The organism is Corynebacterium coyleae, assembly GCF_030408635.1.
GTDB lineage: Bacteria > Actinomycetota > Actinomycetes > Mycobacteriales > Mycobacteriaceae > Corynebacterium > Corynebacterium coyleae.
Map to the genome: position 1 here is coordinate 1,174,186 of NZ_CP047198.1, position 12,976 is coordinate 1,187,161.

The 12,976-nt window shown below is 63.7% G+C and carries 9 protein-coding genes, 1 tRNA gene and 1 pseudogene; 6 read left to right on the forward strand and 5 right to left on the reverse strand.

All coding sequences use genetic code 11. The features are described 5' to 3' along the window. The first annotated feature begins 71 nt into the window (after nt 1-71). The 4 genes from CCOY_RS05760 (at nt 72) to CCOY_RS05775 (ending at nt 3,234) form a co-directional block, all read left to right on the forward strand. Nucleotides 72-144 (forward strand) — tRNA-Glu (locus tag CCOY_RS05760). A gap of 63 nt (nt 145-207) precedes the next feature. Continuing rightward, nucleotides 208-1,029, forward strand: coding sequence for a PhzF family phenazine biosynthesis protein (locus CCOY_RS05765; RefSeq protein ID WP_070450072.1), 822 nt, complete (start codon nt 208-210; stop codon nt 1,027-1,029). 81 nt (nt 1,030-1,110) lie between these two features. Then, entirely contained in the window at nt 1,111-1,689 is a 579-nt protein-coding gene (locus CCOY_RS05770; protein ID WP_070450069.1) for an HD domain-containing protein, read from the forward strand. A gap of 120 nt (nt 1,690-1,809) precedes the next feature. After that, nucleotides 1,810-3,234: an FAD/NAD(P)-binding protein gene (locus CCOY_RS05775; protein WP_092102413.1), complete on the forward strand. Its 1,425-nt coding sequence runs from the start codon at nt 1,810-1,812 to the stop codon at nt 3,232-3,234. Nucleotides 3,235-3,237: 3 nt separating this feature from the next. Here the strand turns inward: CCOY_RS05775 and CCOY_RS05780 are convergent, their stop codons facing one another. Then, nucleotides 3,238-5,016: a fibronectin type III domain-containing protein gene (locus tag CCOY_RS05780; RefSeq protein ID WP_143028475.1), complete on the reverse strand. Its 1,779-nt coding sequence runs from the start codon at nt 5,014-5,016 to the stop codon at nt 3,238-3,240. 136 nt (nt 5,017-5,152) lie between these two features. On the opposite strand from CCOY_RS05780, the gene CCOY_RS05785 reads away from it, so the two are divergent. Further along, on the forward strand, nt 5,153-6,847 hold the full coding sequence (locus CCOY_RS05785) for an alkaline phosphatase D family protein (protein WP_070840687.1): 1,695 nt from the start codon (nt 5,153-5,155) through the stop codon (nt 6,845-6,847). A 63-nt stretch (nt 6,848-6,910) separates the two neighbouring features. On the opposite strand, the gene CCOY_RS05790 is transcribed toward CCOY_RS05785, so the two are convergent. The 3 genes from CCOY_RS05790 to CCOY_RS12200 are packed head-to-tail and all read right to left on the reverse strand — an operon-like array spanning nt 6,911 to nt 11,871. After that, nucleotides 6,911-9,100: a YhgE/Pip domain-containing protein gene (locus CCOY_RS05790; RefSeq protein ID WP_092102419.1), complete on the reverse strand. Its 2,190-nt coding sequence runs from the start codon at nt 9,098-9,100 to the stop codon at nt 6,911-6,913. Further along, nucleotides 9,097-11,688: a YhgE/Pip domain-containing protein gene (locus tag CCOY_RS05795; RefSeq protein WP_092102422.1), complete on the reverse strand. Its 2,592-nt coding sequence runs from the start codon at nt 11,686-11,688 to the stop codon at nt 9,097-9,099. Before CCOY_RS05795 ends, CCOY_RS05790 begins: the two co-directional genes overlap by 4 nt. Before the next feature lie 27 nt (nt 11,689-11,715). Next, nucleotides 11,716-11,871 (reverse strand): hypothetical protein, encoded by a 156-nt coding sequence (locus CCOY_RS12200; RefSeq protein WP_167594519.1) that lies wholly within the window; start codon nt 11,869-11,871, stop codon nt 11,716-11,718. On the opposite strand from CCOY_RS12200, the pseudogene CCOY_RS05805 reads away from it, so the two are divergent. Continuing rightward, nucleotides 11,840-12,196, forward strand: a pseudogene (locus CCOY_RS05805) (hypothetical protein); the annotation flags it as partial. The gene CCOY_RS12200 and the pseudogene CCOY_RS05805 sit on opposite strands and share 32 nt — an antisense overlap. Nucleotides 12,197-12,281: 85 nt before the next feature. On the opposite strand, the gene CCOY_RS05810 reads toward CCOY_RS05805, so the two are convergent. Then, the gene (locus CCOY_RS05810; RefSeq protein WP_083279497.1) at nt 12,282-12,968 is read right to left on the reverse strand and encodes an IclR family transcriptional regulator; all 687 of its coding nucleotides are present in this window, start codon (nt 12,966-12,968) and stop codon (nt 12,282-12,284) included. Nucleotides 12,969-12,976: the final 8 nt, after the last annotated feature.

The following is a 12,976-nucleotide window of genomic DNA, read 5'->3' on the forward strand; positions in this document are numbered from 1 at the left end:
GCGTCTGACGTGCTGATTTGTTGATATTGGGAAGTTTCCTTTATTGTTAGCAAGTCGCAAAAAGCGAGCGCGCCCCGTTCGTCTAGCGGCCTAGGACGTCGCCCTCTCACGGCGGTAACACGGGTTCAAATCCCGTACGGGGTACAAGGAGAAAACCTCCGATCCGGATTCCGGGTCGGAGGTTTTCGCATTGGTAGCGTAGGTTCAGTGACTTCCCTTAGTTTCTTCGAACTCGACGTGTTCTCAACCGGTGCCTACACGGGAAACCCTCTCGCGGTGATCTGCGGGGCGGACCATCTGACCACTGAGCAGATGCAGCGGATCGCAGCTTGGACGAACTTCTCGGAGACGACGTTTCTGCTCGAACCCACTAACGACGAGGCCGACTACCGGGTCCGAATCTTCACCCCAACCGAGGAATACGCCTTCGCAGGGCACCCGACCTTGGGCACGGCGCGTGCGTGGCTGGAGTTGGGTAACACGCCGAAGGCCTCAGACGGCGTCGTCCAAGAGTGCGGTGTTGGCAATGTGCAGGTGCGTATCAGCGACTCGATGCTCGCGTTCGCAACCCCACCGCTGAAGAATTCTGCACCTCTTACGGCATGCGAACGTGCAGAGATCTGCGACGTGTTCGGGGTGGGGGAGAGTTCGCTCGTTGACGCCGCGTGGGGCGACAACGGGCCGGGCTGGCGGTTGGCACTGCTGGATAGCGTAGAAACCCTTCTCGCGTTACAACGACCGGCATCGAGCGATCTCAAGGTTGCATTTGCCGCACTCACGGGTGGGACGGATCCGGCGTATGTGTTACGCGCTTTTACTCCGACGTTTGAAGACCCGGTGACGGGTAGCGCGAACGGTGCGATGGCGCAGTGGCTGCGATCGCGCGGGGACGTGCCGGCAACTTACTCGGTCTCCCAAGGTACTGCGCTCGGCCGGGACGGCCGTGTGACCATCAGTGACGACGGCTCTGACATCTGGGTTGGTGGAGCGGTGACGGTACGGGTGCGGGGACAGATTGTCGTCGATTAGCAGCAGTGTTCGAATGTTCCGTCTTTCGTGTCGGCGGCATCTTTACAGTGGGACGTGTTTCCCGACAGAAAGGAGCCGTACATGGCAGAACACATTCCGGTTGTATCACCGCGAATCATTCGGGCTATCAACGTCGCCGCATTTGCGCACCGCAATGACGTGCGCAAAGGCACCGACATTCCCTACGTATCGCACGTGTTTGGCGTGATGCACTTCGTTTCTCAAGTCACCGACGACGAGGACGTTCTCATCGGTGCACTATTCCACGACATTTTCGAAGATGTCCCCGAGGAATACAGCGCAGAGCAGATGGCTGCGGATTTCGGCGAACGCGTCGTCGAGCTCGTCCGAGGCGTGACCAAAGAGGACAGCATCGGCAGCTGGCAGGGGCGCGCCGACGCATACCTTGCGCATCTTCGCGAAGCCGAGGAAGGCAGTGTTTTCATCGCAGCGGCAGACAAACTGCACAACCTGCTCTCCATTCATGCCGACCTCGACACAATCGGGGATGACCTCTGGGGACGCTTCAATTCGCCTGTAGAGCGGCAGGTGTGGTGGTACCGCTCAGTGTGCGATGTGGTTCAGGAACGCTTGCCGGGCAATCAGTTAGGTGCGGAGCTTCGTCGCCAAGTCGAGCGATTGGAAGCCCGCACCGCCTAAGGTGGGGCACATGTCCGGCGTACCTTTTGGCGAATGCGACGCGCGTCGCGGCATACGCCGTGCCGATTTCGAGTGGGCAGCAGCAACGCTCGACGAGTACTCCGCAAAGGGGCGTAGGAAATGAAAGTTGCCATCATCGGAGCAGGCCCCCGTGGGCTGTGGGCTGCAGAAGAGCTCATTGATCGTGCGGGGCAGCGTGGAGCAGCCATCGAACTTACGGTGTTTAACGAGACACCGATGGAAGAAATTTCAGCACCAGGAGCGTTTGGTGCCTCGGTTCCGGAGCAGTGGATCCTCAACGCCCCAAAATCCATTGTGGAGACCCACCTGGGGCCCTTAGATCCAAACGACGAGTTAGAAGGGCAGTTCCCTCCACGACGACGCGTAGGCGAGCACTTGGATGCTTCGTGGGAAGCGTTGCGGACGAACTTGCCAGCAAAGTGCACGCTTGATTTCCGCATCACTCGAGTACAGGACGTAACCCCTGTGGGAAATGGCGTTGAAGTGGACGGCGAGCAGTTCGACGAAGTACTCATGGTGACAGGGCACGCGCATGATTGGCCAGGCTCGCTTGCTCATCAGGATCTCGGGGATCTTCGTGTAATCGCCCCGGCGTATCCGGCAAGCAATCTGGATTCGGTCACATCCGATGACATCGCGCTCGTGCGCGGAGCAGCGCTGACCTTTATCGATGTCGTGCGCTACGCAAAGGCGAAAGTGTTTTACCCAGTGACCCGATCGGGCCGTTTTATGGAGGTCAAGGCCTACCTCGACGAGGAGCAATCGCGCCAGGCCCAACCCGTTATTGCGGAAGCTGACCGGGCGATTCTGCAGTGCCAGTCGCTTGAAGAGCTCAAGGAAATTCTGACGGAGTCAGCAGAAGCCATCCTCGCGATCGTCGGTGGCGAAGGTGCGCGTGAGGATATTCAAGCGGTGATCAACGGTGAGGACTTCACAGGGGATCCAGTGACGGAACTTCGCACATCGGTCGCTGCTGCAAAAGGGGAGAGACCATGGACGTCGGCGCTTGCTGTGGCGCTGGCGTTTCGCGACACCGAGGATGCGCTCATCCAGCGCGCGTCCTTCGGCGGCCGAGAATCGCTTGGCGGCTCCGAGTTCGACGATTTCATGAGCACACTCGGGCGCGTTGCTACCGGCCCACCTGTTGAATCGGCGGTGGAGATGCTCGCGCTTATCGACGACAACCGGATCCGCACCGACGTCTTCAACCGTGGCGAAGACGATTTGACCGAAGTGGCCAAGGAGGTCGGCGCAACAGTCGTGATTGACGCCGTGAACGCACCTGCCGGAGTCGTCGACGGAACTCTCATTGGGGATCTCGTCGAGCGTGGTGTCGGGATGCGTTATGCAGACACTAGCGCCCTGCACATCCACCCAGACGGCACATTGGTGGGGCAGAAGCACCTTGCTGCTGCAGGGCGGATGAACGAGGGGTTGGTCCTCGGCCACGACACGCTGCGCCGAGATAAACAGAACATTATCTATCGGTGGGCTGAGCGTGTCAGTGCCCGTGCAGCGGAGTAGCCCTTAGATCCCGTACTTGTGGCGGATGTCTTGGACGAACTGAGGGTTCAGGTTGACCAGCACCGCAACAATGGCAGCGATGAGGCCGAACAGGATGCCCAACACCGTCAGGACGATGCCGGTCGTGCTGGAGCCGGATGCGTCGGTTTCAGTGGTCTCGTGAGAGCCGTTGTTGGCGTCGTTCTCAGACGGAGTGTTCCCGGTGTCGGCGCCGGATTTCTCTGTGGTGGGCGTGACGGTTTGCTTCACCGTCGTGGGGACAACCTTGGTGGTTTCCACAACGGTGGGAGATGGGGACGTAATCGTCGAGGTTTCCGTCAACGTCACCGTGGACACCGAAGTGAGCGTGGTCGGCTTCGCGGCGCTCGTCGTGGTCGCGCTTGGTTTTTCAGTCGTCGTCGGTGCTTCCTCCTGCGGCGGTTCCTCCTGTGTGGCGTCCTTCTTCAGCAGGGTGACCTGATCCACCACGTACGGGGTGTTGATGTTGTACGTCGTCAGTTTTAGCGACTCAGACGAGACGTCAATGCTGGTGTAGTCCGGGTTGTAGTCTTGGCGCCAACGTGCGGTGGACTTGTGTGCCAGGTCAGTAACGTTTTCTTCGCGGACATTCGGGTGGGTTGTGCCGTTTTCGTCCTGGAAGTCGTAGTACTTGCCACCTGTTGCCGTGGTGGAGGTGACGTAGAGGACCTCGTTGTCTTCCGGAATAAGAATGTCGCCGGACTTCGATGCGCCAGCGGGAATGACAGGGTCGACACCGTTCATCAGATGCGTGCGAGTGTAAATGTGGTCGTGGCCGCTAAGCACCAGGTCCACACCGGCTTCGGACAACTTTGGGGTCAAGGAGTTGCGTAGTTCGACGACATCCTTGTCGGTGTAGTGCGTGCCCTGGGAGAACGGTGCGTGGTGGATACCGACGATCACCCAGTCAGCGTCGGCACCATGTGCGGCGATCGTTTCGTTGACAAACTTCGCGTGGACGTCGATGTCGGCCTTGGATGCGCGGTTGCCGTCCAACCCGATGAACAAGACGTTGTTGTAGTTGAAGAAGTAGTTCGCGGTGTCATCAACTTCGTTGGGCAGGAAGTACGTGTCCTGGAAGTGACGGTCGAGCGTGTATGTCTCGTGATTGCCCTTCAGTACGGCAAGGCGGTACTCCTGGAGTTTTTCTGGCGCGGTGAACTCCTCAAGCTGCTTGACCGGGGCACCCCAGCCCTCAACCTGGTCGCCCAGGTGCATGATGAACGCGGAGTCGGGGTGTTCACCGGTTGCGGTATTGACCGCTTTGTTCCATGCGGCGGACTGCTCGGCGATTTTCGTATCTACACCGATTTGCGCATCGGCCATGGCGAGGAAGCTCCAGGAATCTCCGTCGGTGCCGGTGGTAAAGGTGCGCTGCTCGCTATAGCCACGACGATCGCTTCCAACCCGGTAGGCGTACTCCGTGTCAGGCTCGAGGCCGGTCATCGTCGCTTCGTGCGGGTAGAAGACAGCCGAGTTGTACGGGCCGTGGGGCGATTCCACGCGCGTGATGTTGGCTGGATCAGCAGTCGGCCAGTACTCCAGGAACTGTGTCTCGTTGGTCTTCGACTGCCAGGCCAAGTTCGCTTCCGTCGCGTCGGATCCGATGCCGAGGACGATGCGGCTGATGCGGGTGTTGATTGCACCTGCAGGGGCATCCGCAGCGACGGCCGTCGTGGCAGAGCCGAACAGGGACACGACGACAGCCGTAGAAATTGCGGTGCGACGAATGGAACGAGGGGCACGGGAAAGCGAAACAGTCATGTCCACCCACACAAGTCACGTTGTTTTAACAGTGGGTTACTAGCGGATCGTCACCTCAGTGAAGTGTGGGTGAATTTTTGGAAACTTGGCGGTTTCCTCGTTGCGCGCGCCTGTGAGCTGGTTGAAAGTGGGCGTCATGAGCTCGAAACCCCGTGTCAATCGTCGTATATTTCTCCAAACCGTTGCCGCGTCTGTCGCAGCCGTAGCACTGGGTACTGGCGGTGCTGTTGCTGCGCGCCGCAGCACTGTCTCAACTCCTGAGGTGCCAACGCCAGCGGATCAGTGGGACTTGCCATTTTTGCACGGGGTTGCGTCGGGAGACCCGTTGCCGGATCGCGTGGTGTTGTGGACCCGTGTGACACCCTCGCGCGAGGCGTTGCCAGGCTCAGGTCTTGGCGACGATGTCGAGCTGGAATGGCAGATCGACACCACTGAAGACTTCACTCACCCAAAGACAGGAAGCGCGATTGCGCGTGCGGAATCCGACCACACGGTGCACGTCGATCCGGACGGGCTCGATCCAGATACGGAGTACTTCTACCGTTTCATCGTGAAATCGGGTGAGCACGCAGGTTCTTTCTCCCCGGTGGGGCGTACGTTGACTGCGCCAGCCGTAGACGCTGACCTGGATACGCTCAATCTCGCAATCGCATCATGTGCGAACTGGGAGTCCGGATTCTTTAGCGCCTACGCTGACATGGCTCAGCGCGCGCGTGCGGGCGAAATCGACCACGTGGTGTTCCTCGGCGATTACATCTATGAGTATCCAACCGGCGAGTACGTAGGCAAAAGTGGTGTGGCCAGGATGCACCATCCGGAGTGGGAAATCACCACGTTGGAGGATTACCGCCAACGTTACGGCCGCTACCGCACCGACTTGAACCTGCAGGCGGCCCATGCGGCGTGCCCTTGGATTGTGGTGTGGGACGACCACGAGTCAGCCAACAACAGCTGGCGCGAAGGAGCCGAAAACCACACGGACGGCCGGGTTGAAGGGCAGTGGAAGCAACGCGAAGCAGCGGCGATGCAGGCGTACTTCGAATGGCTCCCGGTACGTCGCAGTGCGCTCATTGAGGCTCCAGGCATCTACCGCAGCTTCCAGTTTGGCAACCTCGCGCAGCTGACGATGATGGATCTGCGAACATTCCGCGACGAGGAAACCACCAGCGACTACTTTGCCAACGATGAGCGCACAATGCTTGGCGACGAGCAGTTTGCCTGGGTGGCAGAACAACTCCAACAGTCCACCGCACGCTGGGATGTGCTGGGTAACTCCGTGATGGTGTCGCCCATGCGCTTTGTCACCATCAAGGACAACGAGAAGGCCAATATTGCAACGGGCTACATGAGGGAGCGCGCTACCGGTATTGCGGTGAACTCGGATCAGTGGGATGGCTATGCGGCCGAGCGTGACCGCCTGCTCACCATGCTGGACGAGCAGGAGTCGAACGCCTTGTTCCTGACCGGCGACATCCACTCAGAGTGGGCGAACTCGATTGCCTCCCCGTCGGGCTTTGGTGAGATCGGCTGCGAGATGGTGACAACCTCAATTTCTGCACCAAATGTGGATGAAATCCTCACCACAGTGTTTGGGACGTACCACCCGGAAGACAACTCGACGTCGCTGCTGGTGGAGAAGACCATCCGCGATGCCAATCCCTGGGTCAACCACATCGATTTCGATGCCCATGGCTACGGCATCGCAAGCATCCACTATGACTATGTGGACATGCTCTACTACCGGGTCTCGGACGTGGAGGACCCGGACGCTTCCGTCAGCTTGGGCGAGAAGCGCCAGTGGCGCATCGGCGAGGGGTTCGTCGAAGCATAATCTGCTTATCGACGACGGCCGCGACATCTGGGTGGGCGGGCTGGTGACCGCGCGCGTGCGCGACTAGGACATCATCACCTTGGTCTGAGCAACCGCCTCGTCCATGCGGCTGATCGCGTGGTGCAGCCGGTGGCGCAGCCAGAGGCCGAGGAAGAGGAAAGGCAGCACGAAGAGGACGAGGCTGCCGAGGGCTCGCCAGAAGTCCCAGCCGTAGGTGCCGAAGACCGCGGCGCGCATAGCGCGGATCGAGTAGGTCGCGGGCAGCCAGGGGCTGATCGCCTGCGCCCAGCCCGGCAGCAGCTGCAGCGGGTAGGCGCCGCCCGCCGCCGAGACCTGGAGCACCAGGATGAGCACGCCCACGGCCTTGCCGGCGTTGCTCAGGGAGAGCACCAGCGTGTAGCAGATCAGGTGGAAGACCAGGCTCGAGACCCACCCCGCCATGAAGAGGAGGAAGGGGTGCGCGGGCTCGATGCCCACGTAGACGATGAGCCCCGCCATGAGGAGCGTGGATTGGGCCAGACCGGTGGTCACGAACGTCAGGTAGCGGCCAAAGTACTTCTGGCCCGCGGTGAGGCGGTCGGGATCGACCACGTTCTGTTCGATGGAGCGATCGTCCGTGCGCACGGCCACCGACGTCAACAGGGCGCCCACCCACAGGGCGAGCACCGTGTAAAGCGGGGCCATGCCGGCGCCGAAGCTGACGCGGGGGAAGACCTCCTTGCGCTCCACCTTGACTGGGTCGACGAGGGCGTCGGCGAGCTCCTCCGGGTGGCTGGAGACGAGGTCGGCCAGCTTCGTCAGGTCCCCGCTCGAGCGCGCCTGCGCGATCGACTGCTGCGCCTCCTGCATCCTCGCCGCGTTGGCGCGCAGGGATTCCGCCGTGTCGCGCAGGTCCGCACCGGAGGCTGCGAGGGTGTCGCGCAGCGAGCCGGGCCGATTGGCCAGGGCAGAGGAGACGCCGTCCATGTCCGAGCGGGCCTTGTCGACGTTCGCCCGGACGTTGTCCAGCGAGCCCGACAGCGCCTCGAGGCGCGGGCGGATCCCGGTGTCGTAGGAATTCTTGGCCGAGTCCATCGCCTCGCGGGCCCGGGCGATCGAGTCCTTGATCTCCTGCCGGTCCGCGTTCTTCCCGTCCCGGCTGCCCTGCCCGGCGGTGAGGCGCGCGGCGGCGTCGTTGAGTCGGTCGCGCACGGCCGTCTGGCGGGCGATAGCGTCGTTGAGGTCGCCGACCACCGCGCGCACCGCCGGTTGAGCGTCGGGGGGAAGCGCCGGGGCGACTTGGTCGTTGATGGTGTCGCGCAGGGCCGTGTACTGCTTCACCTGGACATCGATGCGCGCGGCGATGTCCGTCAGGTTCGCGGCGGTGGCCTGGGAGGTGGCGGAGGAGTCCGCCATCAGCTGGTCGACGCGGTCGCTCACTGCGGCGAAGCTTTCCGACGTCGCCCCCAGCGCCGCCGCAAGCGCCGCGCCGTCTCCGCCGAGGCCCGCCCCGGTGGCTCCGAGGTCGACGGGGTGGACCTGCCCGAGAGAGTCGCCCAGCGCCCCGGAGATCCGCTCGGCGCTGTCGACGAGCGGCACGCTCGACTCTGTGAGCGAGGCGAGCGCGTCGACGGTGCTGGCGCTGGAGAGCAGCTGGTCGCGGGCGCTGGCAGTGCGCGTCTCGATGGAGTCGAGTGCCTGCTTGGTCTCCGCCTCGTTGAAGAAGTCCGAGGCCGTCTCGATCAGCCCGAATGACACCTCGGAGAGGGCCCTGGTGAACGACGCGCTGATCTGGGCGCTGACGCCCTGCGTGCCGTTGGAGATGAGCAGCGGGGAGATGGGGTTCTTCTTCTCGTTGATGTAGAGGTCGATCCGGCTGGGTTCGGCGTCGCTGGCGTAGAAGGTGAACATGTCGTCGCTCAGCGTGGGCGGCAGGACGATGGCGGCGTAGTACTCGCCGGATTTCGCGCCCTCGATGGCATCGTCGGCGTCGGTGATGACCCAGTCCATCGACTCGTCGCGGTAGAGCTGGGAGAGGACCATGTCGCCGACGTTGACGGCCAGCGGGGTGAGGTCGCTCGTGTGGCCGCGGTCGGTGTTGGCCACCGCCACCTCGAGGCGCTCTGTGTTGGCGAAGGGGTTCCACGTGGCCAGCACGTTGAACCAGGCGAAGAGGCAGGGAATGGCGATGAGGCCGACCATGACGATGCCCGCCATGACGTTGGTGTAGAGACGGCGCAGGTCATTGTAGGCGATGGAGAAGACGGTTCTCACTTGGTGTCCTCGCTTTCGGCATCCGCGGGCCCGATGGTGACGCTGGTGCCGGCGGAGTCGTGGCGGTGGATTACGGCGTCGCGCAGCTCGGCCTCGCCGAGGCGCGAGACCTGTTCGGCGTCGACGAGGCTCTGCGTGAAATACTCCACCGCGCCGAGGTAGAGGACGACCAGCAGCGACCAGGCGACGACGATGGCCAGCATGATCGTCTTGTCGGTGGGCAGGAGCATGGTGAGCAGGGTGATGATGGCGATGCCGACAACGCCCGCGACGATCCCGCCGAAGATGAGGGTGCGGTAGTTCTCCCGCAGCATCCGCGCCCGCTTCTCGACGCCACCGCGGAACTCATCCCGGTCCGACAGGGCGGCCATGATGTCGGACGCGCGGTAGGGCGAGCCCATGACCTCCACCTTCTCGTTGGTGATCAGGTTCGTGCGCGCGAGCTGGCGGTTGAACAGGAGGTTGGCGTGCGAGGAGGTGAGTCGGAACAGCCACCCCAGGGCGAAGGCCGCGGCGGACATGGCGAGAAGCGCCGTCATGAAGCGGAGGTAGTGGTGGCCGTAGAACCCGGCGACGGTCTCGCGCATCGCGTCGATGCCGTAGCGGAAGGGGAGGAAGGGGTAGATGCGGCGGAAGAAGTCGGGCATGAGCTCGATGGGGTAGAGGCCCGACGCGCCCGGGATCTGGATGACGACGAGGAAGACGGCGATGCCGCGGCCAATGTGGCCGAGCGCGGAGACGATGGAGTAGATGATCCCCGTGTAGGCAACCCCGATGGCGATTGCGGTGGCGAGAAAGGCCGTGACGGACTGCATCTGCACCCCGAAGGCCACGTTGCCGAGCGTCACCACGACGGCCTGGAGCACCGAGAGCGTGGCGAAGAGGAGGAAGCGACCGAGGTAGGCCTGGCCGACGGTGAGGCGGCGGAAGCCCTCGGTGTCGACCTCGACGCGGAAGATGATCGTCAGCACGAACGCGCCGATCCACAGGGCCAGGTTGGTGAAGAAGGAGGCCATGGAGCTGCCGTAGTTCTCCGAGGGGAAGACGGCCTGCTGCTCGACGGTGACGGGCGAGGAGATGTACTCGCCGATCTTCGCGGAGTTGAGGTTCGTGACAGTGTTGAGGGCCTCCGAGTTGGAGGTGGCCAGGAGGGCGTTGATGTCGGACTGGGCGGCGCGGGCGCCGTCGGCAAGCGTGCCGAGGTTGCCCGAGACCTCGTCGAGGATGCCGAGACTGGCCGCGAGCTGGTTGTCCACCCCGGCGAGCAGGGAGGTCGTTTCCTCGCGCAGGGCACGCTGGCTGCTCAGCGCGCCGCGCACGGAGGCGACGCTGCCGGAGGCCTGCGCGAGCGAGGCGTTGATCGCGGGCACGGACTCGCCGAGCTGCGTGCTCGCGTCGCGCGCTGCGTCGTTGGAGTCGGCGGCCGTGGCCTCGAGGGAGTCGCCGAGCTCGCCTATCGACGCCAGCGCGGCGCTCGCGCTGCGGTCCACGTTGTTCAGGCCGTCGAGGACGGCGTGGGAGGCGGCGGTACGCTCCTCCAGCGCGCTAGCCGCGGCGTCGAGCTGAGCGCGGACCTCAGGCGATAGGGCCGCCCCGGCCGACATGGCGCGCAGCTGCGCGGCGGCGGATTCGCCCTGCTTGACCACGCCGTCGACCTCGCCGACGGCCGAGCGCACCCGCCCCTGGGCGGTGCCGAGCTGGCCCGTCGCCTCCGCGATGGAGGCGTTGGCGGAGGCGGCGCCGAGACTGAGCGCGTTGGTGGACTCGACGAGCGCGGTCGATGTGTCGGCGCTGAAACCGGCGGAGGACTTCTGCAGCTCGGCGATGATCCCCTCGGCCTCGCCGAGAGAGGAGTCCACGGACCGGAGGGTGTCGTCGACGGAGCCGACGAGGGTGTTCAGCTCGGCGACAACCGGGCGCGCACCGCTGATGCTCTGCTTCATCGTGGCCACCCGCCCCTGGGCGGCGTCGAGGTCGGCGGCGATCTGGCCGAAGCTCCCGGAGGCCTTGCCTCGGACCTCCTCGGCGTCATCGCGCGCCGCGAACCCCTTGTTGCGCAGCTCGGTCGCCGCGGCCTCGCCGACCTTCTTCTTGAAGGCCTCGGACACGGCCGTGTCGACGGCGGAGGCGCCGGCGTCGGTGATCGAGGGGGCGACGCCGTTGCTTTTCTCATTGACGTAGTACTCCAGCACCGGCTGCGTGTAGGTGCCGCTGACCAGGCTCAGCAGGTCCTCGCTGAACTCGGGCGGGATAAGGAACATGGCGTAGTAGTCGCCGCGCATGAGCCCGTCGCGGGCCTCGTCCTCGGGGAGAAACACCCACCCGATCTTGTCGTTGGCCTTGAGCTGCTCGGTGATCTGCTCGCCGACGTCGACCTCGCCGACGCGCTCGGCGGAGGCGCCGCGGTCGTTGTTGACCACCGCGATGCGGATGTTCTGGGTGTGGGCGTAGGGGTCCCAGAAGGCGTTGATGTTGAACCACGCGTAGAGCGCGGGGGTGATGAGCACGCCGACGATGATGATGAAGGCCCGGGGAACGCGCAGCAGGCGACGAATGTCCCGTCCGAGAATCTGCCCGCTCTTTCTCACGTGGCGAGCGTACCCTCGAATAGAGCGTTAGGGGAAAAGCTCCGGGTCTGGGCCAAACTCGAGTCCTTCAACCCCGGCGGTAGCGTCAAGGACCGCACAGCCCGCGCCCTCGTCGCCGACGCCCTCGAGCGCGGCGTGCTCGGCCCGGGACTGGCAGGAGCCGACGCGCGGTGCGTGGCTCACCGAGGTACTCTCCGTCGGCGTCGCAGAGGCGCTGCGCGAGCGCGGGTTGCGTCTGTATCTTGAGCCGGGGCGCTCGCTTGTCGACGGCTGAGGGCTAACCCTTGCCGAAGTCGCCTTCACCAAGACCCGTTCCGACGCCGTGCCCCTGGTGGGCCTAGCCATGAACCGCACCCGGTGCCGCACGACCTCGGATAACTTCCTCATCGACCCCTACCTGGTCAAGCGGACCCCGCCGAGTGAGGAGATCGAGGCGTTCTTGGTCGGCGCCTACTGCATCGAGGACGAACTGATCCTGCGGCGGAAGATCCGCTTCCCCCGCGGTGTGGCCCGCGAGGCGCTTGGACGACATCGAAGTTCGCTGACGCCCGTTGGCGCCCCCAGTGCCGGGCCGGAGCTCGGCTAGAGCTCGGCTAGAGCTCGGCGCTCAGCCGAGCGGTGGCGTCCTTGAGCGCCTCGCCGCATGTTGCGCCGGGGGAGGGCTTCAAGCGCTCGGCGGGACCCGACACAGACAGGACCGCGACTAAGGTGCCGTCGGGCTGGAACACCGGGGTGGACACGCTCGCCAGGCCAACCTCGCGCTCGGAGACAGACTCGGCGTACCCGACCTTGCGTACCTGTTCGAGGTCCGCTGCATCAAACGGGGAGTCGATCGGGCAGTGGGCGGCAAACACGCGGGCGGCAGAACCGGCCGATAGTGTGAGCCTGGAGCCAACCGGCACTACGTTGTGGAGTCCGCTTTCCGGTTCTTCGGCAGCGATGCAGGTGCGGGTCGATCCCGTCAGTTGGTAAAGCTGTGCGGATTCCCCGGTCTGTGCAACCAGGTCTCGCATAACCGGCGCGGCTGCCGGAAGCAGCGCGGAGGGAAGCCCCGTGGCAAGACCGGTCAGTGCTGGGCCGAGTGTCCATTCGCCGTGTTCGTTGCGGGAAAGCACATGGTGCAGTTCCAGCGCAGTGGCAATGCGGTGGGCGGTTGCGCGTGGCAGGCCGGTGTCGTCGCTAAGTTCTGCGAGTGTTTTATCACCCGCACCAACCGAGCGTGTGATGGCAACTGCGCGGTCGAGGACTTTAATCCCGGAACCTTCGTTATACTGTCTCACAGTTCGAA